General features: G+C 64.8%; 19 protein-coding genes. 10 read left to right on the top strand and 9 right to left on the bottom strand.

All coding sequences use genetic code 11. From position 1 onward, the window contains the following. Positions 1-72: 72 nt before the first annotated feature. Positions 73-1,314: a bifunctional glutamate N-acetyltransferase/amino-acid acetyltransferase ArgJ gene (gene argJ, locus CK489_RS06410; protein WP_095731673.1), complete on the bottom strand. Its 1,242-nt coding sequence runs from the start codon at positions 1,312-1,314 to the stop codon at positions 73-75. A 375-nt stretch (positions 1,315-1,689) separates the two neighbouring features. Beyond that, positions 1,690-2,619, bottom strand: coding sequence for a peptidylprolyl isomerase (locus CK489_RS06405; RefSeq protein ID WP_050630698.1), 930 nt, complete (start codon positions 2,617-2,619; stop codon positions 1,690-1,692). Positions 2,620-2,998: 379 nt separating this feature from the next. Here CK489_RS06405 and secA point away from each other — a divergent pair, with 379 nt between their 5' ends. Further along, positions 2,999-5,863: a preprotein translocase subunit SecA gene (gene secA / locus CK489_RS06400; protein WP_095731672.1), complete on the top strand. Its 2,865-nt coding sequence runs from the start codon at positions 2,999-3,001 to the stop codon at positions 5,861-5,863. 56 nt (positions 5,864-5,919) lie between these two features. On the opposite strand, the gene CK489_RS06395 is transcribed toward secA, so the two are convergent. After that, complete coding sequence (locus CK489_RS06395) at positions 5,920-6,354, bottom strand: VOC family protein (RefSeq protein ID WP_095731671.1); 435 nt, start codon at positions 6,352-6,354, stop codon at positions 5,920-5,922. A 144-nt stretch (positions 6,355-6,498) separates the two neighbouring features. Continuing rightward, positions 6,499-6,942, bottom strand: coding sequence for a MarR family winged helix-turn-helix transcriptional regulator (locus CK489_RS06390; protein ID WP_016847408.1), 444 nt, complete (start codon positions 6,940-6,942; stop codon positions 6,499-6,501). A gap of 178 nt (positions 6,943-7,120) precedes the next feature. On the opposite strand from CK489_RS06390, the gene CK489_RS06385 reads away from it, so the two are divergent. The 9 genes from CK489_RS06385 to CK489_RS06345 all read left to right on the top strand — a co-directional run bounded on the left by CK489_RS06385 (position 7,121) and on the right by CK489_RS06345 (position 16,748). Next, positions 7,121-8,302 (top strand): substrate-binding domain-containing protein, encoded by a 1,182-nt coding sequence (locus CK489_RS06385; RefSeq protein ID WP_095731670.1) that lies wholly within the window; start codon positions 7,121-7,123, stop codon positions 8,300-8,302. Between the two features lie 68 nt (positions 8,303-8,370). After that, a complete protein-coding gene (locus tag CK489_RS06380; protein ID WP_095731669.1) occupies positions 8,371-9,555 on the top strand; it encodes a substrate-binding domain-containing protein in 1,185 nt (394 codons plus the stop codon). A gap of 165 nt (positions 9,556-9,720) precedes the next feature. Continuing rightward, complete coding sequence (locus CK489_RS06375) at positions 9,721-11,235, top strand: amidase (RefSeq protein WP_050630695.1); 1,515 nt, start codon at positions 9,721-9,723, stop codon at positions 11,233-11,235. Between the two features lie 36 nt (positions 11,236-11,271). After that, a complete protein-coding gene (locus CK489_RS06370) occupies positions 11,272-12,129 on the top strand; it encodes a branched-chain amino acid ABC transporter permease (protein ID WP_095731668.1) in 858 nt (285 codons plus the stop codon). A gap of 5 nt (positions 12,130-12,134) precedes the next feature. Further along, positions 12,135-13,355, top strand: a complete 1,221-nt coding sequence (locus CK489_RS06365) for a substrate-binding protein (protein WP_050630694.1) — start codon at positions 12,135-12,137, stop codon at positions 13,353-13,355. A gap of 7 nt (positions 13,356-13,362) precedes the next feature. Further along, positions 13,363-14,457 carry a branched-chain amino acid ABC transporter permease gene (locus CK489_RS06360; protein ID WP_245350269.1) on the top strand — a complete coding sequence of 365 codons (1,095 nt, stop codon included), beginning with the start codon at positions 13,363-13,365 and terminating at the stop codon, positions 14,455-14,457. Beyond that, positions 14,444-15,178: an ABC transporter ATP-binding protein gene (locus CK489_RS06355; RefSeq protein ID WP_050630692.1), complete on the top strand. Its 735-nt coding sequence runs from the start codon at positions 14,444-14,446 to the stop codon at positions 15,176-15,178. Before CK489_RS06360 ends, CK489_RS06355 begins: the two co-directional genes overlap by 14 nt. Then, a complete protein-coding gene (locus CK489_RS06350) occupies positions 15,171-15,872 on the top strand; it encodes a branched-chain amino acid ABC transporter ATP-binding protein (RefSeq protein WP_050630691.1) in 702 nt (233 codons plus the stop codon). The genes CK489_RS06355 and CK489_RS06350 overlap by 8 nt, the downstream gene beginning before the upstream one ends. A gap of 645 nt (positions 15,873-16,517) precedes the next feature. Then, a complete protein-coding gene (locus CK489_RS06345) occupies positions 16,518-16,748 on the top strand; it encodes a cysteine rich repeat-containing protein (RefSeq protein ID WP_050630690.1) in 231 nt (76 codons plus the stop codon). Positions 16,749-16,838: 90 nt separating this feature from the next. On the opposite strand, the gene CK489_RS06340 is transcribed toward CK489_RS06345, so the two are convergent. The 5 genes from CK489_RS06340 to CK489_RS06320 all read right to left on the bottom strand — a co-directional run bounded on the left by CK489_RS06340 (position 16,839) and on the right by CK489_RS06320 (position 23,640). Beyond that, entirely contained in the window at positions 16,839-18,182 is a 1,344-nt protein-coding gene (locus CK489_RS06340) for a S41 family peptidase (protein WP_245350268.1), read from the bottom strand. Between the two features lie 129 nt (positions 18,183-18,311). Next, positions 18,312-19,823, bottom strand: a complete 1,512-nt coding sequence (locus tag CK489_RS06335) for a Do family serine endopeptidase (protein ID WP_095731665.1) — start codon at positions 19,821-19,823, stop codon at positions 18,312-18,314. Positions 19,824-20,052: 229 nt separating this feature from the next. After that, complete coding sequence (locus tag CK489_RS06330; protein WP_095731664.1) at positions 20,053-20,439, bottom strand: nuclear transport factor 2 family protein; 387 nt, start codon at positions 20,437-20,439, stop codon at positions 20,053-20,055. 536 nt (positions 20,440-20,975) lie between these two features. Beyond that, positions 20,976-22,448 carry a L,D-transpeptidase family protein gene (locus CK489_RS06325; RefSeq protein WP_095731663.1) on the bottom strand — a complete coding sequence of 491 codons (1,473 nt, stop codon included), beginning with the start codon at positions 22,446-22,448 and terminating at the stop codon, positions 20,976-20,978. Between the two features lie 229 nt (positions 22,449-22,677). Further along, on the bottom strand, positions 22,678-23,640 hold the full coding sequence (locus tag CK489_RS06320) for an acetyl-CoA carboxylase carboxyltransferase subunit alpha (protein WP_095731662.1): 963 nt from the start codon (positions 23,638-23,640) through the stop codon (positions 22,678-22,680). Between the last annotated feature and the right edge of the window lie 7 nt (positions 23,641-23,647).

Below are 23,647 nucleotides of genomic sequence, written 5' to 3'. Positions count from 1 at the left end.
CTGTCAGCAACCCCGTCATTGCTTCGTCGCTTCGCTCCTCGCAATGACGGAGGTTGTGGCGTTGTGTAGCGCTTACGACCGGTAATCGCCGTTGATCGCGACGTATTCCTTGGTGAGATCGCAGGTCAGCACGCGGTCTTTCGCCTTGCCGAGGCCGAGCGCGACCTTGATCTGGATCTTCGGCGCCTTCATCGCCTCCGACACCTCCTTCTCGTTGTAGGACGGATCGCGCGCGCCGCTCTTGGCGACGCGGATGCCGTTGAACGAGATCGAGAGCTTGTCGCGGTTGGCGGGTTCACCGGCCTTGCCGACCGCCATCACCACGCGGCCCCAATTGGCGTCCTCGCCGGCGATCGCGGTCTTCACCAGCGGCGAATTGGCGATCGACATTGCGATCTTGCGAGCCGACGGCTTGGTGGTCGCGCCCTCGACCACGACCTCGACCAGCTTGCGCGCGCCTTCGCCGTCGCGCGCCACCTGCTCGGAGAGGTCGGCGAGGATCTTCTGGAAAGCCTTGGTGAAGGCCTTCAGGCGCGGATCGCTGGCGCGCGAGATCTTCGGCGCGCCGTTGGCGGCCGCAGCGCCGGTTGCAAAGGCGAGCAGCGTGTCGGAGGTCGAGGTGTCGCCGTCGATGGTCAGCGCATTGAAGGTGTCCTCGACGCCGGCCTTGAGCAGCGATTGCAGCACACCGGCCGACAGCGGCGCGTCGGTGAAGATGAAGGACAGCATGGTCGCCATGTCGGGCATGATCATGCCGGCGCCCTTGGCCATGCCGTTGATCGTCACCTTGGCCTTGCCGAGCTTGACGGTCGCGGTGGCGACCTTCGGGAAGGTGTCGGTGGTCATGATCGCCTTGGCGGCGTCCATCCAGAGGTCGGGGGTCGCGGTCTCGGCGAGCTGCGCCAGCACGCCGTCGAACTTGGTGGCATCGAGCGGCTCGCCGATCACGCCGGTGGAGGCGAGGAACACATCCGAGGTCGAGCAGCCGACCGCCTTGGCCGCGATCTGCGCGGTCAGCGCGGTGGACGCCTTGCCGGTCTTGCCAGTGAAGGCGTTAGCGTTGCCGGAATTGACCACCAGCGCCCGCGCAGCTCCGCCCTTCAGCTTGGCGCGGCACCATTCGACCGGCGCCGACGGGCATTTCGACTTGGTGAAGACACCGGCGACCGTGGTGCCCTTGTCCAGCAGCGCGAGCAGCACGTCGGTGCGGCCCTTGTAGCGGATGCCGGCGGCAGCGGTCGCAAGCCGCACACCCGTGATCACGGGCATCTCGGGAACGTCAGGCGGGGCGAGGGGGGAGACGGCGGTGGACATCGGCAAGCTTCCGGCTACGGGGAGGGAAGCGCTGCATATCATCTCGCCGGCTGGAGCGGGAGAGGGCTGTGACGCGAACGCTCTGTCATGAATCGTTCAAAGAACCCGAAGCCCGGTGGATAGATTGTAGGAGTCATGAGCGGGCCGACATCCTCCGTGTCGTCCCTGCGAAAGCAGGGACCCATAACCACCGAAGTCGATTGTTGCAGGGTTCTGGAAAGACGAGGCCGGTCTACAAACACCGGCCGCGGCGTATGGGTCCCTGCTTTCGCAGGGACGACAGTACTGGTGTGGCCGTGGCGATGCCCCACAAATAGCAAAATGGCCGGGACATGCCCGGCCATCGCAACTTCGATCAGTTCAGTGTCGCGAAGTTTACTTCTTCGCCGGGGCCATCTTGTTGTCGGCCGGCTTCGGCGCGTCCTTGGCGGCATCCGCCGGTGCCGCCGCATCCGCGGCCGGCTTGTCCATGCGCTCGACCTTGGCGGCCTCGCGCAGCTTGGCGACGTAGTCGGCCTGGGCCTTGCGGGTCACATAGGTTTCGATCTGGGCCTTCACCTGCTCGAAGTCGGGCGCCTTGCGGTTGCGCTTTTCCTCGACCTTGATGATGTGCCAGCCGAACTGCGACTTGACCGGATCGGAGATCTTGCCCGGCTCGAGCGTGAAGGCGACCGCGGAGAATTCCGGCACCATCTGCTCCTTGGTGAAGAAGCCGAGGTCGCCGCCGTCGGAGGCGCCGGGGTCCTTGGACTTCTTCTTGGCGAGCTCGGCGAAGTCGGCGCCCTTGTCGAGCTCGGCCTTGATCGCCTTGGCCTCGTCCTCGGTCTCGACCAGGATGTGGCGGGCGCGCACTTCCTGCTCGCCGGTGATCTGCTTGGCGGCCTCTTCATAGACCTTCTTCATGGCGTCGTCGGTGGTCGCGGCCTTGCCTTCGCTGGCAAGCAGGCTGTCCATCAACAGGCGGTTGCGGGTGAAGGCGAGCCGCTTCTTGAAGTCATCATTGTTCTCGATCTTCTTGTCCTCGGCGGCCTTGGACACGATCTTCATGTCGATCAGGAAGGACAGCACGTTGTCCTTGCGGGTCGAGGGGTCCATCTGCTGCAGGCTCGGGCCGAGTTCCTCCTCGGCGAGCGCCACGTCGCTGGCATGGATCTCGGAACCGTTCACCTTCGCCAGCACCGGGTCGGATTCCGCGGCGCGGACCGGGAGGCCGGCAGCCAGCACTGCGACAAGACAGCCCGTGGCGGCCAGGGTGGCGAGGCCGAGGCGCAGGCCGGTTTTGGTTTCCGGAGGCGAGGTGGTCATGCAAAATCCTTGGTCTAAAGGGGGGAAGCTCGAGCGGGGCGGACACTCGCCCAATCGTGTTACATTGGCAACGCGAAAGTCTTGTCAAAATGATGAATTCCTTGACATCTTGGCGGCGTTGACAACCCCCCGACCGGGCCATATCTCTGGCCGACCGTGTCAGCGGTGAGAGCGCTTATTTTGCTGCGTTTTTCGCCGTTGAACCCAGGATGGCCCGTTTCCCACTCAATTGGCTAGGGAGCCCCGGGTCGGGGCTCGAACCGTAGCGCGTCACGGTGAGTTGATAGGCGATCCGCCGGACCATCTCAGGCTGTATTCCAAGACTGAAATTCAAGACTGAACCAAGACCGAACTCGAGACCGAAGAACAGGAATTTCGCATGATCGGCGCGCTCGCCCGCAAGTTTTTCGGCTCCGCCAACGACCGTCGGGTCAAGGGGTATCAGTCCCGCGTCAGCGCCATCAACGCCCTGGAGCCCGAGCTCGTCAAACTGACGGACGAGGAGCTCAAGGCCCGCACCGCCGAATTCAAGCAGCAACTCGCCGGCGGCAAGACGCTGGACGACATCCTGGTCCCGGCCTTCGCCACGGTGCGCGAGGCGGCCAAGCGGACGCTCGGCCAGCGCCATTTCGACGTCCAGCTGATCGGCGGCATGGTGCTGCACGAAGGCGACATCGCCGAGATGAAGACCGGTGAAGGCAAGACGCTGGTCGCGACGCTTGCGGTCTACCTCAACGCGCTCGCCGGCAAGGGCGTCCATGTCGTCACCGTCAACGACTACCTCGCCCGCCGCGACTCCGGCTGGATGGGCCAGATCTATGCCTTCCTGGGCTTGACCACCGGCGTGATCGTGCACGGCCTCGACGACGCCGAGCGCAAGGCGGCCTATGCCTGCGACATCACCTACGGCACCAACAACGAATACGGCTTCGACTACCTGCGCGACAACATGAAGTACCGCCTGGAGGACATGGTCCAGCGCGAGCATTTCTACGCGATCGTCGACGAAGTCGACTCGATCCTGATCGACGAGGCGCGCACGCCGCTGATCATCTCCGGCCCGCTCGACGACCGTTCGGATTTCTACAACACCATCGACACCTTCATGCCGAAGCTCGTCAAGAAGGACGACTACGAGGTCGACGAGAAGCAGCGCACGGTGACGCTGACCGAAGGCGGCATGGAGAAGCTCGAGAACCTGCTGCGCGATGCCGGCCAGCTCAAGGGCGATTCGCTGTACGACGTCGAGAACGTCTCCGTCGTGCATCACGTCAACCAGGCGCTGCGCGCGCACACGCTGTTCACCCGCGACAAGGACTACATCGTCCGCGACGACGAGGTCGTCATCATCGACGAGTTCACCGGCCGCATGATGCAGGGCCGCCGCTACTCGGAAGGCCTGCACCAGGCGCTGGAAGCCAAGGAGCACGTCACGGTTCAGCCCGAGAACCAGACGCTGGCCTCGATCACCTTCCAGAACTATTTCCGGATGTACCAGAAGCTGTCGGGCATGACCGGTACGGCGCTGACCGAAGCCGACGAACTGTTCGACATCTACAAGCTCGAGGTCGTTGAGATCCCGACCAACCTGCCGGTGGCGCGTCTCGATGAGGACGACGAGGTCTACCGCACCCAGAACGAGAAGTACGCCGCGATCCTTGCCGAGATCGAGCGCGCCAACAAGCGGCTGCAGCCGGTGCTGGTCGGCACGGCGTCGATCGAGAAGTCGGAAGTGCTGGCCGACTACCTCAAGAAGCACGGCTACAAGCAGATCGACTTCACCTCCGAATCCGGCATGGAGAAGCTCTACGCCGCCGCGCGCGCGGGCAAGCCGGCAAAGCTGTTCGCGGTGCTGAACGCCCGCTTCCATGAGCAGGAAGCCTATATCGTCGCCGAAGCCGGCGTGCCGGGCGCTATCACGATCGCGACCAACATGGCCGGCCGCGGCACCGACATCAAGCTCGGCGGCTCGCTCGAGATGCGGATCCAGCAGGAGACCGCAGGGATCACTGACGAGGCCGAGAAGGCCAAGAAGATCGAGCAGATCAAGGCCGACATCGAGCGCTTCCGCGAGATCGTGCTGAAGGCGGAAGAGGATTTCGAGGTCGAGGCCGCCAAGGGCAGCAAGCCGGCCAAGACTGTGAAGAAGCCGGGCGGCCTCTACATCATCGGCTCCGAGCGCCACGAATCCCGCCGCATCGACAACCAGCTGCGCGGCCGCTCCGGCCGTCAGGGCGACCCCGGCCGCTCGAAGTTCTTCCTGTCGCTGGAAGACGACCTGATGCGCATCTTCGGCTCCGACCGGCTCGACAGCATGCTGCAGCGGCTCGGCCTGCAGGAAGGCGAGGCCATCATCCATCCCTGGATCAACAAGGCGCTCGAGAAGGCCCAGCAGAAGGTCGAGGCGCGCAACTTCGACATCCGCAAGAACCTGCTCAAGTTCGACAACGTCCAGAACGACCAGCGCAAGGTGATCTTCGACCAGCGCGTCGACCTGATGAAGGACGACAGCGTCGTCGAGACCGTGACCGACATGCGCCACGCCTTCGTCGAGGACGTGGTCGCCAAGCACATCCCCGAGCACGCCTATGCCGAGCAGTGGGACACCGCGGGCCTCAAGGAAGAGCTGAAGCGCGTGCTCGATGTCGACCTGCCGGTCGACGAATGGGCCAAGGAAGAAGGCATCGCCGACGAGGAGCTGCTCAACCGCATCGAGAACCACGTCGACGAGCGCATGGCGGCCAAGGTCGCGCAATGGGGCCCGGACGTGATGCGCTACGTCGAGAAGACCATCCTGCTGCAGACGCTCGACCATCTCTGGCGCGAGCATTTGATCATGCTCGACCATCTGCGTCAGGTGATCGGCTTGCGCGGCTACGGCCAGCGCGATCCGTTGCAGGAGTACAAGACCGAAGCCTTCAATCTCTTCCAGGAGATGAGCGCGCATCTGCGCGAGGCGGTCACCGCGCAGTTGATGCGGGTCGAGATCGTGCCGCCGGACGAGCCGCCGCAGCCGCTGCCGATGATGGAAGCGCACAAGCTCGATCCCGACACCGGCGAGGACGAGTTCGCCCGCGCCAGCCTGCAGGAAGCGACCTACGCCCAGGCCTCGCTGGCGCCGGCCATGTCCGCTGCCGATCGCAATCCGAACGATCCGGCGAGTTGGGGCAAGGTCGGCCGCAACGAGGATTGCCCCTGCGGCTCAGGCAAGAAGTACAAGCACTGCCACGGAAGATACGCTTAAGCCGCCGCAAGGGCTGACGTGGCGGGGCTGACCCGCCCGTCGCAGCCGCCTCGCCGTCACCCGGCGTAGGCTTTGTCGAGATCGGCGATCACGATCTTCTGCATCTTGAGCATCGCCTGCATGACGCGGTCGGCGGCCTTGCGGTCGGGATCGCCGAGGTAGCGGCTCAGCGCGGTCGGGATCACCTGCCAGGACAGGCCGAAGCGGTCCTTGAGCCAGCCGCAGCGCGATTCCTGGCCGCCGTCGGTGAGCTTCCCCCAGAAGTAGTCCACCTGCTCCTGGGTTTCGACGCTGAGGAAGAACGACACCGCCTCGTTGAACTTGTGCTGCGGCCCGCCATTGAGCGCGTAGAACCGCTGCCCCTCGAGCTCGAAGCTCGCCATGAAGTCGCTGACGGTCTCGATCTCGGCGTTCGGGAACACCGATTTGTAGAAGGCGACGGCATCGCGGACATTGTTGTCGAGCCAGAGGAACGGCGTGATCGAAGTCATGACGGGGATGTCCTCGCTGATGGTGGATCGGGGAACCTTACGCGACGGCATGCGAAGGCTGCGCCGCAGGCGCGCCCACAGGACGCACCGAACGCCCCGGGCCCGACATTCCCCGCTGGTCTTTTTTGATGGGCCGGCGCGGCCTTAGTTGGCGCTGCCGATCAGGCTTTCCAGCAGGCGCTTGAGCTCGGTGGTCGACTTGTCGCCATAGCTCTCGACGATGTGCTCCTCCTGGCTCACCGCCAGCGAGTTGAGCCGGCGGCACAGCGCCTTGCCGCGGTCGGAGACGAACATCAGCACCTTGCGGCGATCCTTGGGGTCCTGCACGCGGTAGACCAGCGCGTCCGACACCATGCGGTCGATCATCTTGGTCAGCGTCGGATGGTTGAGCAGCACAGCATCCGCGAGCTCGCCCATCGAATGGCCGTTGCCGTCGGACAGCACTTTAAGGATGCGCCACTGCTCGACCGGCACGCCTTCCTTGGCCAGCCGCGTCTCCAACTGCCGGTTGATTTCCCGGTTGGCTTGCGCGAGCAGGTAGGCGAGGTGTTCGGTGATCGGGGAGTTTTCTTTCGGCGGTTTAGCCACGGCGTGAGACCTGGTTCCTGACCCGGTGAATGAATGTCCGGCAACGCATGCCGTTTCTATATGCACTTCAATTGTTGAATATTCAATATTTTCCCCTAGGATATTCCCCCAACCAAAGGGCGGATGCCGCGACCGCCCGCTGGCTGCGTTGCGTATTGCTTCCCAGACAGGAGTTGGCGTGCTCTCGACGGTCTCTTACCAGGCGTATGGCGGTTTGCCCGTCGCGCCGCCGCACCTGTTTCGAAGCCCGTCGTCCTGCGCGGCCGATCTCGCTTTGACCGTCAAGCCGGGCTCATCGCGCCGTGGCGGCACCGACAGCAAGCTTCGGATCGGCAATTTCATCACCTTCTCCGGCGCGCCCGGGATCTGGGGGCCGATCTCCGCCAACAGCGTCGTGCTGGCGGTTGCGGAGATCAACCGGCGCGGCGGCATTCGCGGCCGCGAGGTCGAATTGTCGATGTACGACGCCGGCGGGCCGATCGAAGAGGTCGTGCGCCGCGCCGAGCGGGCGATCGCCTACGACGAGATCGACGTGATCATGGGCTCGCATATCTCCGCGGTGCGCCTTGCGCTGCGCAAGGTCACGAGCGGCCGCATCCCCTATGTCTACACGCCGGTCTATGAGGGCGGCGAGCGGACCCCCGGCGTGATGGCGATCGGCGAGACGCCGCGGGCCGAGAGCCGGCCGGCGATCCACTGGCTCACCGAGGTCAAGAAGGCACAGCGCTGGTACCTGATCGGCAGCGACTATGTCTGGCCCTGGCAATCGCATCGCGCGGTGAAGCGCTACATCAAGGAGGCCGGCGGCCAGGTGGTCGGCGAGGAGTTCGTCCCGCTCGGCGAGGACGATCACGAGCCGCATCTGGCGCGAATCCGCGCCGCCAAGCCCGATGTCGTGCTGATCACCCTGATCGGGACCGACAGCATCACCTTCAACCGCGCCTTCGCCGAGGCGGGCCTCGCCGCCACCACGCTGCGCTATGCGGGCGCGATGGACGAGACGGTGCTGCTCGGCATCGGGCCGGACGCGACCGAGAACCTGTTCTGCGCCTCCGGCTATTTCGGCTGCGTCGACTCGCGCGCCAATGACGAGTTCCAGACCAGCTACCGCGCGATGTTCGGGGCGCACGCGCCGCCGATCGGCTCGGTCGGGCAGTCGAACTATGAGGGGATGCGCTTCCTCGAAGCGGCGGCCAACCGGGCCCGCTCGCTGTCGACGGGGCCGCTATCGTCAGCGGCGCGCAACCTCGTCTACAGCGGTGCGCGCGGCACGGTCACCATTCGTGATGGCCGCGCCGAAATGCCGATCTATCTTGCCGAAGCCGACGGTCTCGACTTCAATGTGATCAAGACGATCTAGCTTGGCACCGTCGTCCGCGAGGGCGACGCCGCGCTTGCCCCAGGGTGCGGTGCCAGACAGGAGCAGGTGTGCATTCGACGCTCAACGTCACGGCAAGAAATCTCCCGTTCCCGCCGTCCCTGTTGTTCAGGAACCTGGCGTCGGCGGCGTCGGATCGCATGCTTGCGCCGATGGATCGCAGCGGGTTCGGTCCGCGCGGCGCGCGCAATCGGCTGCGGGTCGCGGGCTTCGTCTGTTGCTCCGGTTCGCCCGGGATGTGGGGGCCAGCCACGACCTCGACCGCGCAACTGGCCGTCGCGGAGATCAACCGGCGCGGCGGCATCCTCGGCCGCGAGATCGAGTTCCAGGTCTACGACGCCGGCGGACCGCTCGACGAAGTTCTGGACCGCGCCGAGCAGGCGATCGCGTCCGACGAGGTCGATCTCATCATGGGCATGCACACCAGCGCGGTGCGCCTCGCGCTGCGTAACCTCATCACCCGCAGCAAGATCCCCTACATCTACACGCCGGTCTATGAGGGCGGCGAACGGACGCCGGGCGTGATTGCGATCGGCGAGACGCCGCGCTGGCAGAGCCGGCCGTCGATCCACTGGCTCGCCGAGACCAAGCGCGCCGCGCGCTGGTACCTGATCGGCAGCGATTATGTCTGGCCGTGGCAATCGCACCGCGCGGTGAAGCGCTACATCAAGGAGACCGGCGGCACGGTGGTCGGCGAGGAGTTCGTGCCGGTCGGCGAGGACGATCACGAGGCGCAGCTGGAGCGGATCCGTGCGGCGAAGCCCGATGTCGTGCTGATCTCGCTGATCGGGACCGACAGCGTGACCTTCAACCGCGCCTTCGCCGATGCCGGGCTCGCCCGCACCATTCTGCGCTATGCCGGCTGCGTCGACGAAACGTCGCTGCTCGGCATCGGCGCCGACAAGACCGAGAACCTGTTCTGCGCCTCCGGCTATTTCCCCTCTGTCGGCTCGCACGCCGGCGACGATTTCAGGGACCGCCATCGGGCGATGTTCGGGCCGTTCGCGCCGCCGATCGGGTCGTGCGGCGAGTCCGCCTATGAAGGCTTCTGCCTGCTCGAGGCCGCCGCCAACCGCGCCGGCACGCTGGACATGCGGCCGCTGCTCGCGGCTGCGGACAACCTCGTCTATCGCGGCCCGCGGGGTCCGGTCACGGTTCGCAGCGGCCACGCCAGGATGCCGATGTATCTTGCCGAAGCCGACGGCCTCGACTTCAGGGTGATCAAGGCGATCTGAGGCTGGACGCGACAGTCTGGCGAACCTGTTTGTGAAAAAATACTTGAAAAGGAAAATATTTCCGTTTTCAATACAGCAACAGGGTGAGCGGTTCGCGCGGGTCAACGCGCAGCCCGGCCCTGTGCCGAGGGATCATCCAGGGATCAAAAGCTTCAGGAGAGCGCCGTGACCGTCGTCCTTCCCACGCCAACGCAACTTCGTGCCGTCGCCGAGCAGTGCGGCCTGTCACTCACCGATGAGGACGTGGCCTCGTTCCGCGGCCTGATGCAGGGCTCGGTCGATGCCTACAACCTTGTCGCCCAGCTGCCGGACGAACTGCCCGAGGTGAAATATCCGCGCACGCCCGGCTATCGCCCGGCGCCCGAAGAGAACAAGCACAACGCCTGGTACCGCAAGTCGACGGTGAAGGGTGCGGCCTCCGGCAAGCTCAAGGGCAAGACGGTTGCGCTGAAGGACAACATCATGCTGGCCGGCGTGCCGATGACCAACGGCTCGTCGACATTGGAAGGTTTTGTGCCCGACTTCGATGCCACCATCGTCACCCGCATGCTGGATGCCGGCGCCGAGATCAAGGGCAAGGTGCATTGCGAGCACTTCTGCCTGTCCGGCGGCAGCCATACCGGCTCCTACGGTCCAGTGCACAATCCGCACAAGATGGGCTATTCGGCCGGCGGTTCGTCGTCGGGCTCCGGGGTCGTAGTCGCGCTCGGCGAGGTCGACATGGCGATCGGCGGCGACCAGGGCGGCTCGATCCGCATGCCGTCCTCGTTCTGCGGCACCTACGGCATGAAGCCGACCTGGGGCCTCGTGCCGTATACCGGCATCATGCCGATCGAGATCTACGTCGACCACACCGGCCCGATGACCGCGTCGGTGGAAGACAATGCGCTGCTGCTCGAAGTGCTGGCCGGCGACGACGGCTACGATCCGCGCATCAAGGCGCCGAAGGTCGAGGACTACACCAAGGCGCTGGGCAAGGGCGTCAAGGGCATGAAGATCGGCATCCTCAAGGAAGGTTTTGAGCAGCCGACCGCGGAAGCCGCGGTGAACGAAAGCGTGCGCGAGGCGGCCAAGCGCTTCAAGGACCTCGGCGCGTCGGTCGAGAATGTCTCGATCCCGATGCACATGGCGGGCGGCGCGATCTGGACGCCGATCGGCACCGAAGGCCTGACCCAGACCATGATGTTCGGCGACGGCTACGGCCTCAGCCGCGGCGACCTCTATTCGACCTCGCTGATGGATTTCCATCGCGGCTGGCGCCGTCAGGCGGATTCGCTGTCCGAGACCACCAAGCTGTTCATGATGCTCGGCACCTACATCAACAACACCTTCGGCCCGCGCTTCTACGGCAAGGCGCTCAACATTTCCCGGAGGCTCGCGGCGGCCTACGACAAGGCCTTCAAGGACTACGACCTGCTGCTGATGCCGACCACGCCGATGAAGGCGACGAAACTGCCCGAGGCCAATGCCAGCCGCGAGGAATATGTCGCCCGCGCGCTCGAGATGATCTCCAACACCGCGCCGTTCGACATCACCCATCACCCGGCAATGTCGCTGCCCTGCGGCATGGTCGATGGCCTGCCGGTCGGGCTGATGCTGGTCGGCCGGATGTTCGAGGAGAGCACCATCTACCGCGCCGCGCACGCCTTCGAGCAGGCCGGCGACTGGAAGAAGATGTGAGGCGCCGCTTGTCGCAGACCGGAGGGATCGAACACCATGGCTAGCACCTTCGCCGCGGTGTTCGAGATCGTGAGCTTCGGCGCGATCATCGTGCTGGTCGTGCTCGGGCTCGGCATCATCGCCAGCATGATGGGCATCTTCAACTTCGCGCAAGGGGAGTTCGTCCTGCTCGGCGCCTATGTGACCTATCTGGCCTACGCCCACGGCGCGCCGGTCTGGGCCGGCATGATCGCGGCGCCCTTCGTGGTCGGCGCGCTCGGCTTCGTGCTCGAGGCGCTGATCATCCGGCGCTTCTACGCCGCGCCGATCGTGGCGATGCTCGGCACCTATGCGCTCGGGTTGATCATCCGCGAAAGTGTCCGCGGTTTGATCGGCGGCTTCTATCTCACCGTGCCGGAGCCGATCGGCGGTTCGATCGACCTTGGCTCCGTCCATATCTCGGCCTGGCGCTTCACCATCATCGTGATCACGCTCTTGGTGATGGGCGCCTGCTATCTGCTGCTGGCGCGCACCTCTTTCGGGCTGCGGGTCCGCGCCACGCTGGAAAACCCGGCGCTGGCGCGCGCCTCGGGCATCTCGACGCCGTTGATCTACGGCGCGACCTTTGCGTTCGGCGCGGCCTTGGCCGGGCTTGCCGGCGCCTTGATCGTGCCGGTGTTCAGCCTGTTCGCCGATCTCGGCATCCGCTTCCTGATTCAGGGCTTCGTCGCCGTGATGGTCGGCGGGGTCGGCTCCTTCATCGGCCCGGTCGCCGGCGCCGGCCTGATCGGCACGCTCAGCGCGGCGCTGCCATGGGTCATGTCGCCGGTCGTCGCCGACGTGCTCGTCTTCGTGCTCGCCATCGCCTTCATCAAATTCCGGCCGCAAGGCCTCATTGCTGGGAAAGGGGTCTAATCACCATGTCGATTGAACGCATGAATCTGACGCGCCGCCGCTTCATGGGCAATTTCGCCTTCGCGACCGGCGCGCTCGCGACCGGGGTGGGCAGCTGGGTCGTCAGGCCCGATTGGGCCAACGCCGCCGAGGGCCCGATCAAGGTCGGCATCGCGACCGACCTGACCGGCCCGATCGCCTATGCCGGCAACGCCGACGCCAACGTCGCCAAGATGGTGATCAAGGAGATCAACGCCGGCGGCGGCCTGCTCGGCCGGCCGCTCGAGCTCTACATCGAGGACACCGCTTCGAACGAATCGGTCGCGGTCGGCAATGTCCGCAAGCTGATCCAGCGCGACAAGGTCGACATGGTGCTGGGCGGCATCACCTCCTCGATGCGCAACGCGATCAAGGATCCGATCGTGGCGCGCGGCAAGACGCTCTACATCTATCCGCAGCTCTACGAGGGCAAGGAGTGCACGCCGTATCTGTTCTGCACCGGGCCGACGCCGGCGCAGCAATGCGACACCTTCATTCCCTGGCTGATCAAGAACGGCGGCAAGAAGTTCGCGCTGCCGAGCGCCAACTATGTCTGGCCGCACACGCTTAACGTCTACGCCCGCAAGGTGATCGAGGACAATGGCGGCGAGGTCGTGTTCGAGGAGTATTACCCGCTCGACCAGGTCGACTTCTCGGCCACGGTGAACCGCGTCATCTCCAACAAGGTCGACGTCGTCTTCAACACCGTGATCCCGCCGGGCGTCGGTCCGTTCTTCAAGCAGCTCTATGAAGCAGGCTTCCTCAAGAACGGCGGACGGCTGGCCTGCGTCTACTATGACGAGAACACGCTCAACATCAATCAGGCCAACGAGATCGAGGGGCTGGCGAGCTGCCTCGACTACTTCAAGGTGCTGACCAAGGAAGATCCGTTCGACGCCAAGCTGCAGGCGGCTTACGAGAAGGATTTCCCCGGCAATTTCCTGTTCGCGGCCGGCAGCGCCGCCACCGGAACCTATCGCGGCCTCAAGCTGTGGGAAGCCGCGGTCAAGGAAGCCGGCAAGGTCGACCGCGAGTCGGTTGCGGCCGCGCTCGACCACGCCAAGATCGCCGAAGGGCCGGGCGGACCGGCCGAAATGGTGCCGGGCAAGCGCCATTGCAAGATGAAGATGTACACCGCTGTTGCCAAAGGCGGGAACTATGAGATCGTGGCGCGCAGCGACGGTCTCGTTGATCCCAAGGAGTGCTGAGCGATCAATGGGTGGAGCAAGCGAGGCCGTCGCACGCGTCGGTGAGGAACCAGATGTCGTGACGGGTGAAGGTGCACCGGCCGCACGCGCGCCGGCGGGACAGGCATCGGCAGGATGGAAGGTCCTGCCGATCGTGGAAGGGCTGGTGCTGCTGATTGCACTGGTCCTGCCATGGGTGCTGCAGGATTATCTCACGGTGTTCGCCACCCGTGTGGTGATCCTCGCGCTGTTCGCGCTGTCGTTCGATCTGGTGTGGGGCTATGCCGGCATCATGAGCTTCGGCCAGGCGCTGTTCTTCGGTGCCGCCGGCTACGGCGTGGCACTGATGGCGCGTGACCTCAACGTCACCTCGATCCTGCTGATCCTGCCCGCCGGCACGCTGATCGGCCTCACCGCGGCGCTCTTGCTCGGCGGTTTCCTGCTGCTCGGGCGCTATCCTTCGAGCGTGATCTTCGTCTCGCTCGGCACGCTGACCGGCTCCTATGCCGCGGACCGGCTGGCGCGCGGCTGGTACTATCTCGGCGGCCAGAACGGCATCCCGTCGATCCCGCCGCTGACCCTCGGCAGCTACGAGTTCGAGGAGGGGCCGGTCTACTACTACATGGTGCTCGGCATCCTCGTCGTGGTCTATCTGCTCTGCCGCTTCCTGGTGCGTTCGCAATTCGGCCTCGCGCTCGCCGGCCTGCGCGAGAACGAGCAGCGCATCGCCTTCTTCGGCTACAAGGCCCAGCACCTGAAGGCGATCATCTTCGCGGTCGGCGGCACCATCGCCGGCCTCGCCGGCAGCCTTTATGCCTTCCACGAAGGCTTCGTCTGGCCCAACATGCTGGGCGTCGTGTTCTCGACCCAAGTCGTGCTCTACGTGTTGTTCGGCGGCTCCGGCACGCTGATAGGCGCGGTGATCGGCACCGTGATCATCGAGGGCGTGTCGTTCTGGCTGTCGGACAATTACCGGGACGTCTGGCCGATCATCCTCGGCGTGCTGCTGCTGCTCGTGATCATGTTCCGCCCGCTCGGGCTGATCTCCTTCGTGCTCGGCGAGCGCGAACGGGTCGGCAGCTTCGGCAAGGCCCCAAAGGAGCCCGGCAATGCCGCTCCTTGAAGCGCAAGGGATCAGCAAGGTATTCGGCAAGCTCACCGCGCTTGACGGTGCGGCGCTGACCGTCGGCGAGAACGAGTTTCACGGCCTGATCGGGCCGAACGGCTCGGGCAAGAGCACGCTGATGAAATGCGTCGCCGGCGCCGAGGTGCCGACCACGGGCAAGGTCTCCTTCGTCAACACCGACATCACCGCGTTCACGCCGACCGAGCGCGCCCGCGCCGGCATGAGCCTGAAATTCCAGATCACCTCGGTGCTCCCCACGCTGACGCTGTACGACAACATCCTGCTGGCGCTGCAGGCGCAGTGCTCGCTGTTCGATCTCGTGCTGTCGCGCACCCGCAGGAAGTTGCACGATCAGGTGATGACGATGCTGACCCAGTTCCGGCTCGCCGATCGCGCGCATGATGCCGCGGCGGCGTTGTCGCACGGCCAGCAGCAATGGCTCGAGATCGCGATGGCGCTTGCCGGCAAGCCGCGGCTTCTGCTGCTGGATGAGCCGACCGGCGGCATGAGCCTCGAGGAGCGCCGCGTCACCGGCGAATTGCTGCAGCCGATCAAGCAGCATTGCTCGCTCGTCATCGTCGAGCACGACCTCGATTTCATCCGCGACATCTGCGACCGCCTCACCGTGCTCGACCAGGGCAAGGTGCTGGCGTCGGGGACCGTTGCGGAAATCCAGGCCAACAAGAACGTCCAGGAGATTTATCTTCGCCGTGCCTGACCAATCCTTCCTCGATATCAGGCATCTCGATGCCGGTTATGGCCGCAGCCAGGTCCTGTTCGATGTCAACATCGGCATTCCCTGGCGCGGCGGCGTCGCCGTGCTCGGCCGCAACGGTGCCGGCAAGACCACGCTGATGAAGACCATCGTCGGCGAGCTTGCGAGCTCGCAAGGCGAACTGCACTTCGACGGTCGCGACATCACCCGCCGCCGCACCGAGGAGCGGGTGCGGTCCGGCATCGGCTATGTGCCGCAGGAGCATTCGGTGTTCGCCCGCCTGTCGGTGCGCGACAACCTCGCCGTCGGCTCGCTGTCCAATTCGGACGCCAGTGCCGTCGATCGCGTGCTGGCGATCTTCCCGAAGCTCGGCCAGCGGCTCGAGCAGCCAGCCGGCACGCTGTCCGGCGGCGAGCGCAAGATGCTGGCGATCGGCCGTGCCATGCTCGGCAATCCGAAACTGCTGCTGCTGGACGAGCCGACCGAAGGCGTCTGGATCGGCGTGATCGAGGAGATCACCGAGCGGTTGATCGAGCTCGCGAAAAGCATTTCGGTCGTGATCGTCGAGCAGCATCTCGACCTCGCGCTGCGCGTCGCCGACTACGCTTATGTGCTCGATCGCGGCCGCGTCGCGCTGCAGGGCGAGGCGGGCAAGGTGCGGAGCGATCCGGAATTGCTGCGGTATCTGGCGCCGTAGCGGCGCAGCGAACGGGTCGCGGTACCGAAGGTCGTCGAGATCGCGGCCGGCCCGGCTCCCGCTCGCAAAGGCCTTTGGCGCAGTGGTCCGACACGTCCGGGTCGGCTCCGGTTGTCTCGGTCCGGCCGAGGATCAGCGCCGGCAACACGGTTTCCGTTTTTGACGAAGGTCAACGCAGGCCCGGCGAGGGAATGCTGAATTCCTGTTGGGCGTCCGGTAGCTCGGGACCGCGATCGGTTCCTGCGCTTGTTGGATCGACCGGATCATGCGGGGACACTCTTGACGAAGGAACGGCAGGCAAGAGACGCAGCGGACGCGTTCCGGCTGCTTCGGGCCTTTCGCTCGATCCGCGATCGTGCTGCACGACGACGTATCATCGAGATAATCGAAGCGATGGCGAATGACCGTGTGCCGGACAACGAGGCAATGCCGGTAGCCACAGATGAAAGGTAGGGTTCGACGACGACCCGTTACTCCAGGGCATTCCGGTTCTGATTGAGGCAGAGCCTATTTTTCTCGACGTGTTTTCTTGCTGCCGGCCGCTACCCGCTCGGGCGCGGGCTCGTCCGCGAAGCAGCGCGGATCCCGGTTCCCCCAAGGAACGAAATGTCTCCGCCGCCGTTGGGCCGCGGGAGGACTTCACCGATGCGTTATTTTTCGATTGCAGCCTTTCTTGCCGTTGCCGCGATGAACAGCAGCGCCGCGCTCGCGCAGCATGCCGGCACCTCGGCGGAACAGAAGGCGTGTTCGCGCGATGCACAGCGCTTCTGCCGCAAGGACCTCGGCAATGACGGAGCCGTGCAGAACTGTCTTCAGACCAACCGCGACAGCCTGAGCCGAAGCTGCAAGAAGGTGTTCGAGAGCCACGGCATGTAGCCGTCGCTTGCGGATAACTTCCCGAACGGCGCCTCGTGGCTTCCGTGCCGGCTGCGATCGACGGTGCTCGTGTTCCCGAGCCTTGCTGGATTATCCCGGCACGCTGGTGTGGATGATGGCCGGATTTCCGGCCGGCAAGCGCTCGAGATATTTCAGCGCCGCCTTGAGTTGGGTGTCCCGATCGCTCCCGATCAGCTGCTCCTTGATCGGCGGCGAGGTTGCTTCAGCAGATGCGCTCTTCGCAGCCGGCGAGGCGTCGGATTTTGGCAGCACCCCCGGATTGGCGAATGCACCGTGGAGCTGGGCTTCGCGCCAGACCAGCGAGTTCGCGACTTGCTCGTCCTTGGCCGCCTCGACGAGAACGTCGGGTGTAATCCCGTCACCCTGAATGGAGCGGCCTGACGGCGTGTAGTAGAGCGCGCTTGTCAGCCGCAAGGCACCATGATCCTTGATTGGAATGATGGTCTGCACGGATCCCTTGCCGAAACTCTGCGTTCCCATCACGGTCGCGCGATGCCGGTCTTGCAGCGCCCCTGCAACGATTTCGGATGCCGACGCGGAGGCGCCGTTGACGAGAACCACCATTGGAGTGTCCGGGAGCAGGGCACTCGTTGCCGGGGCCGTGAACAATTGATCGTCGTTGGCGTTGCGCCCACGGATCGAAACGACGGTGCCGCCGTTGAGGAAATCGCTCGACACATCGACAGCCGAAGCGAGCAGGCCGCCGGGATCATTTCTGAGGTCGAGGACGAGGCCGGCCAGCTTACCGCCCGCCTCGTGTTGCAGCGTCGAGATGGCCTGGTGAAGTTCGTTCGGCGTCTCCTCGCCGAACTCGCTGATCCGCAGATATCCCACGTCATTCGGTTCCAGCCGGGACTTGACGCTGTGGACCCTGATGATCTGCCGCGTGAGGGGAACCTCGAACGGTGACTGGCGGCCGCGCTGGATCGTCAATGTCACGGTCGTTCCCGGCTGCCCGCGAATCTTTCTGATCACCTCCATCAGGTCCACGCCGCGCGTGGTCTGGCCGTCGACCGAAACGATCTCGTCGCCCGGTTGCAAGCCTGCACGGGCACCGGGCGTATCGTCGATCGGTGATAGAACAGTCGGCGACCCGTTGTGATCGGTGACCTTGAGGCCGACGCCGCCGAACTTTCCGCTAATGTCCTCTCTGGACTCACGAAATTCCGCCTCGGTCATGTAGGAGGAGTGTGGATCGAGACGCGACAGCATCCCCTTCAGCGCCGCGTCGGTGAGCTGGCGCGAATCGACCGGATGCACGTAGTCCTGCTGCACGAGCTGCATCACGCCCGCAAGGAGCGCGAGATCGGCCCTGGAAGGGCCGGCAGCGACCTCCGACGCCAGCGCCAGGCCGGCCAGGGCGGCCGATGCCGCGCAAACGATTCCGATCGTGCGCAAATGGGATGTCTTCATTTTCATGGCTTGCCCGCGCGGTTGGAGAGTTGAACACGTGAACGCGCCGCACGGAGCGCGGCGGCCTTCCTGATGTTGAGCCCCTGCCGTCGCGCCTGGAGAACACGCGACGGCAAGTCGAAGTCATGCCTAGCCGATCGGCATGGCGACGAAGTGGGTATTGTCGGACGTCTTCACGTGCATCAGAACATCATGCTTGCCTTCGGACTTCGCTTCCGAGAGCGCGTTGCGGAGATCGGCTGCCGAGCTGACGTTCTTGCCTCCGACCGCAAGGATGACATCGCCGGATTGCAGGCCGTGCTCGGCCGCCGGTCCGTCCGGCTCGATCGCCGTGACCACGACCCCGCTGTTGCCGACGCCGCCGCCGTCGCCTGCCGGAGCGACCGACATACCGAGATGGGGGACGCCCTTCGATGAGCCCTGCTCGGATTCATCGGCCCGGGCAATTTTCCTGGTCTCGTTTGGCATCTTGGCGAGCGTCACCGTCAGCGTCTGCCCTTCGCCCTTGCGAACGATGTCGAGCTTCGCTGAGCTGCCGGGGGCCATCCCTGAAATCTCTCGCGCAAGCGTCCGCGAGTCCTCGACCGCGTTGCCGTTAACCGCCGTGATCACGTCGCCTGGCCTGATACCGGCTTGCGCCGCCGGCGTGTCCGGCTGGGCCTCGTCGACGAGCGCACCCCGGGCCTGCTTCAGGCCGAGGCTCTCGGCGATGCCTGTCGTGACCGGCTGCACCTGCACGCCGAGCCAGCCGCGCGTCACTGTGCCGTGCTCCTTGAGCTGGGCGACGATCATCTTGACGGTCGGTGCCGGCACATCGAAGCCGATGCCGACCGAACCGCCCGACGGTGAATAGATCGCGGTGTTGACGCCGACGACGTTGCCATTGGTATCAAAGGTCGGTCCGCCGGAGTTGCCTTTGTTGATCGGCGCGTCGATCTGGATGTAGTTGTCGTAGGGCCCGGCGCCGATATCGCGCCCTTCGGCCGAGATGATGCCGGCCGTCACGGTGCCGCCAAGGCCGTAGGGGTTGCCGACCGCCACGACCCAGTCGCCGACGCGCGGAATCTGGCTCTCGAGATTGACGAAGGTGAAATCCGACTTGCCGTCGACCTTGATGAGCGCAAGGTCCGTCTTCGGATCGGTGCCAATCACCTTCGCGGTATAGATCGTGCCGTCATCCGTCGTGACCTGCACCGATTTGGCATGGTCGACGACATGATTGTTGGTTACGGCATAACCGTCCGCAGAGATAAAGAAGCCGGAGCCGACGCCGGTGATCTCATGGTGCTGAAGTTTGCCGCCCGGATTGCCGTCGGAACCGAACTGTCGGAAGAACTTCTCGAAGGGCGTGCCTTGCAAGGACGGCGGCAGGCCTTCTGCGTCGGCTCCGTTTGCGTTGCTCTCTTCGTCGAGCTTCACTCGAACCGAAATGACAGCCGGCTTCACCTTCGCGACCAGATCGGCGAAGCCCGCGGGGCCTTGCGTCTGTGACGTCGGAGCCGCGGCGAAGGCTTGTTCGACAAATGGCCGATGCGCCAGCGGTCCTGCGACCGCGATGGCCGCACCGATCATTGCAACGGAACCGAGCAGCGCGATGCGCCGCGAGGATGGCCGGCGGTTCTGATTGTTGTCCTCTCGCATGATGTTTTCTCCTGAGTGTGGTTGCCTCGTATCGCTGACAAAAAAATATCGTCGCCGCATTACGGCGTCCTGTCCGATGGATTAATTCGAGGGATAGGTTGCTAAATTCGCGGTAAGGCTCGGCGAACGCGCGAATAGATGTCCGGGCTCGCGCCGAGCAGACGCGCGACGCCGCGGCGAATGAAAATGGCGACGTGTGCAGGCGACGGCGCCTCGATCCGGTGCTGAGCTACGTTCTGCCGACGCGCTCGACGAGATGTGCCCGTGAAGGCGAACGGTCGAACGGCTCGGCGAAATACTGAGTTTCGTGGGCGACCAGCCCGTCGCGGAATTCCATGATGCTCACCACGTAGGACGGGCTGTCGTCATAGGTGAGGATGTATTCGGTGATCCAGAGATCGCCGCCGCCGATCATGCGCTGGATCGCGAAGCGCTTCTTGTTCGGCTGCACCGTGCGGCTTTGCTGAATGTTGCGCCGGCCTCGAATCCGCTCGCCCGATTGCGGATAGTCGAGCACGGCATCGTCACGGTAGATGTCATGCTCGCGCTCGAAATCGCTCGCATCAGAAGCTTCCCAATGGCGCTGCAGCGCCGCGCGTACGGCTTGATCGTCCATGGCAATCTCTCCGGCTGTTCCCGCGTGCGTCATCTGACGATCGTCCGCGCCCCCATGGCAAGAGGAATGTGGTGGCGACAGTAGGGTGATGCGAAGTCACTCTCGCTGTCTCTTCGTCATTCCGGGGCGGCGCGTAGCGTCGAGCCCGGAATCCATTCATCTCCGAAACCTGTGGCTTTATGGATTCCGGGCTCTCGCTTCGCGAGCCCCGGAATGACGAGGGAGAGAGGCGCGGCTATATGCCAGCTTTCCCTGCGCTCTCTGTTCACGAAGCGACGAAACAAGATGCAAGTCCGAACGTGCTGCGCCGCGAGAACGCGAAATCATGACCCGGAGGCCGCGCAACACATTCGGTGTCGTCCCGGCCTTGAGCCGGGACCCATAACCACGAATGCAAACGGCCTTGCCAAGCTGTAGCCACAGCGCGCTCCAACGGCGCAGCCCTGTGGTTATGGGTCCCTGCTTTCGCAGGGACGACATCGTGTGCTGTTTGGAATGCTTATCGCCAGCGACTCGCGGCGGTGCGCCAGCCGCGCTTACTTCACCGCGGAGAAGCGGGTGTCGAACGAGTTGGTCTGCACCACAGGTGCGGAGCCGGCGAGCTGGGTCGACGATGTCGCCGCCGGTGCGGCTGCGGTGGCGACTTGCGGCTTCGGTGCGGGCTTGGCGGTGACCTTCGGCTCGGCCTTCGGGGCGACGCGCACAACCGATTGCGGCTTGGCTTCGGCGACCTTCGGCTTGGCCGGTGCGGCCGCGGTCGGCGCGGCGGTCTTGCTGGCGTCGGCGGTGGCGCCGCCGATGCCGACCTTGCGGGCAAAGCTCGAGAAGAAGCCTTCGGACTTGTCTGACGCATTGGCCGAAGCGACGCGGGTGTTGGCCGCGGGCGTGGGCGCTGTCGCGACCGAGGTCGACGACGTCGTCGCCACGACAGGCTCTTCCTGCTGGACCGCGAGGTTGGGCCGCGGCGGATTGACCGTGCCGGGGATCGTGCCGGGGGCGCGCGCCAGCGACATCGATGCCAGCGCCTGGCTGTCGCCGCCTTCGGACAGGCCGGTGTTTCCTTCCGGAATCTTCGAAGCGAAGATCGCGTTCATGCCGCCGTCGATGCCGGTGTTGAGGCGCGCCACCGGCGTGCCCTTGGCGGCCAGCTTGGCCATCTCGGCGTCGTCGCGCTGCTCCTTCTCGCGCACCGCGCTCGCGATCTCCTCGGGGATCACATAGGCCGGGCACTTTGCCGATGCATTGAACACCGGATCGCGTGTCGCGTCGGCGGGCTTCGCCGCGTCGAAGACGTACTTCTTCTCGCAGAAGTCGACCTTCGGCTCCTGCTTCGTCACCTCGAAATGATCGTTGCCGACCTTGATCATCTTCCAGAACGGCATGTTCGGATTGTTGCGGTGCTTGGCCATGTTCACCGCGGTCATCCGGAACGGATAGGCCTGAAACTGGAACGCCTTCTGCCCGCCGAAGAAGGATTCGCGGCCGAGCGAATAGATCTCCGCGATCTGCTCGTCGGTCATCGCGTAACAGCCGCGCGACGAGCAATCGCCATGCACCATCAGCTCCGAACCGGTGCGGCCGAGCGACTTGTCGAAGGCGTTGGGATAGCCGGTGTTGAACGACAGATAATAGGCCGACTGCGGATTCATCTGGCTCGGGTTGATCGAGTAGAACCCTTCCGGCGCCTGGCGGTCGCCTTCGCGGACCTTCGGGCCGAGATCGCCCGACCAGCGGCAGATCGGGTAGGTCTTGAGCAGCGCGAACTGGCCGGAGCGGGTCTGCTTCCAGACCTCGAGCTCGGCCTCCTGCTTGAACAGCCGCACCAGGATCGGCGACTGCAGGTCCATGTCCTTCTCGGCCATGGCGGCGACGAGCTTTGGCGGGACCGGCTGGTTGGCCTTGGCGTTCTGGGCGAGCGAGATCTGGTCGCTGTCACAACCGGCGAGCATGACGCCTGCGGCGAGCACCGCCGAAGTCAGAAGCGCGCGTACGAGCGTGCGATGAGTCAAGTCCGAGCTCCACACCCACCGGGCGATTTTCGCGACCCCAACACGGCGAATATGCCCTGAAGCCATTGTGTAAAATATTAGCCTTCGACCACCCCTGCTCGCAACCTGAACCGGGGCTGACAGCCTTCACGGTAGCAGGCATGGTTCAAGGAACGTTAAAGACCCGGCTCGGGGCCCAATTACGGCAAAACCGGCTAATTTGGACGAAAAATCCGGCGATTTGGGTGGGTCAGGCCAGCTTGCGGCCGATGTCGAGGAACTTCTGGCGCCGCTGTTTGCGAATCGCGTCCGGATCAAGATTTCGTAGGTCGTTGAGCGCCTGGGCGATCGCATCGCCGGTGGTCGCGATCATCGCGGCGGGGTCGCGATGCGCGCCGCCGGAGGGCTCTTTCAGGATCTGGTCGATCACGCCGAAGCGCAGCATGTCCTGCGCGGTGATCTTCATGCTGTTGGCGGCTTCCTGCGCCTTGGTGCCGTCGCGCCACAGGATCGAGGACGCCGCTTCCGGCGAGATCACGCTGTAGATCGCGTGCTCCATCATCAGCACGCGGTTGGCGGTCGTGATGGCGATGGCGCCGCCCGACATGCCTTCGCCGGTGACGATCGCGACATTGGGCACGCCGAGCGACAGGCAGGCATCGGTCGAGCGCGCGATCGCCTCGGCCTGGCCGCGCTCCTCGGCACCGATGCCGGGATAGGCGCCGGCGGAATCCACGATCGACAGCACCGGGATGCCGAAGCGATCGGCCATCTCCATCAGGCGCACCGCCTTGCGGTAGCCTTCGGGGCGCGCCATGCCGAAATTGTGCTTGATGCGGCTGTCGGTGGTCGCGCCCTTCTCCTGGCCGACCACGCAGATGCTCTCGCCGCGGAAGCGGCCGAAGCCGCCGATCAGCGCCTCGTCGTCGGCGAACTTGCGGTCGCCGGCCATCGGCGTGAATTCGGTGATCAGGCCGCCGATGAAATCGGTGAAGTGCGGCCGCTGCGGATGCCGCGCCACCAGCGTCTTCTGCCACGGCGTCAGATTGGCATAGAGGTCGGTGAGCGCCTGCGCCGCCTTGTCCTCGATCCGCGCGACCTCGTCGCCGATGTCGCTGCCGCTTGCGGCAAGCGTGCGCAACTCGTCGATCTTGGATTCAAGCTCGGCGACGGGTTTTTCGAAGTCGAGATAGCTGCGCATCGGGTCGGGCATCAACTCA

The sequence above is a fragment of the Bradyrhizobium sp. UFLA03-84 genome, assembly GCF_002289535.1.
GTDB lineage: Bacteria > Pseudomonadota > Alphaproteobacteria > Rhizobiales > Xanthobacteraceae > Bradyrhizobium > Bradyrhizobium viridifuturi.
Note: the sequence above shows the minus strand (reverse complement) of the source record. Positions and strands in the feature narration are given on the sequence as shown.

Bases quoted from the DNA above. Each gene is read 5' to 3' on its own strand.
- CK489_RS06340 (WP_245350268.1), bottom strand. From the start codon at position 18,182: ATGAAGACATCCCATTTGCGCACGATCGGAATCGTTTGCGCGGCATCG.
- CK489_RS06330 (WP_095731664.1), bottom strand. From the start codon at position 20,439: ATGGACGATCAAGCCGTACGCGCGGCGCTGCAGCGCCATTGGGAAGCT.
- CK489_RS06365 (WP_050630694.1), top strand. From the start codon at position 12,135: ATGTCGATTGAACGCATGAATCTGACGCGCCGCCGCTTCATGGGCAAT.
- secA (WP_095731672.1), top strand. From the start codon at position 2,999: ATGATCGGCGCGCTCGCCCGCAAGTTTTTCGGCTCCGCCAACGACCGT.
- CK489_RS06360 (WP_245350269.1), top strand. From the start codon at position 13,363: ATGGGTGGAGCAAGCGAGGCCGTCGCACGCGTCGGTGAGGAACCAGAT.
- argJ (WP_095731673.1), bottom strand. From the start codon at position 1,314: ATGTCCACCGCCGTCTCCCCCCTCGCCCCGCCTGACGTTCCCGAGATG.
- CK489_RS06335 (WP_095731665.1), bottom strand. From the start codon at position 19,823: ATGCGAGAGGACAACAATCAGAACCGCCGGCCATCCTCGCGGCGCATC.
- CK489_RS06370 (WP_095731668.1), top strand. From the start codon at position 11,272: ATGGCTAGCACCTTCGCCGCGGTGTTCGAGATCGTGAGCTTCGGCGCG.
- CK489_RS06395 (WP_095731671.1), bottom strand. From the start codon at position 6,354: ATGACTTCGATCACGCCGTTCCTCTGGCTCGACAACAATGTCCGCGAT.
- CK489_RS06405 (WP_050630698.1), bottom strand. From the start codon at position 2,619: ATGACCACCTCGCCTCCGGAAACCAAAACCGGCCTGCGCCTCGGCCTC.
- CK489_RS06320 (WP_095731662.1), bottom strand. From the start codon at position 23,640: ATGCCCGACCCGATGCGCAGCTATCTCGACTTCGAAAAACCCGTCGCC.
- CK489_RS06355 (WP_050630692.1), top strand. From the start codon at position 14,444: ATGCCGCTCCTTGAAGCGCAAGGGATCAGCAAGGTATTCGGCAAGCTC.
- CK489_RS06345 (WP_050630690.1), top strand. From the start codon at position 16,518: ATGCGTTATTTTTCGATTGCAGCCTTTCTTGCCGTTGCCGCGATGAAC.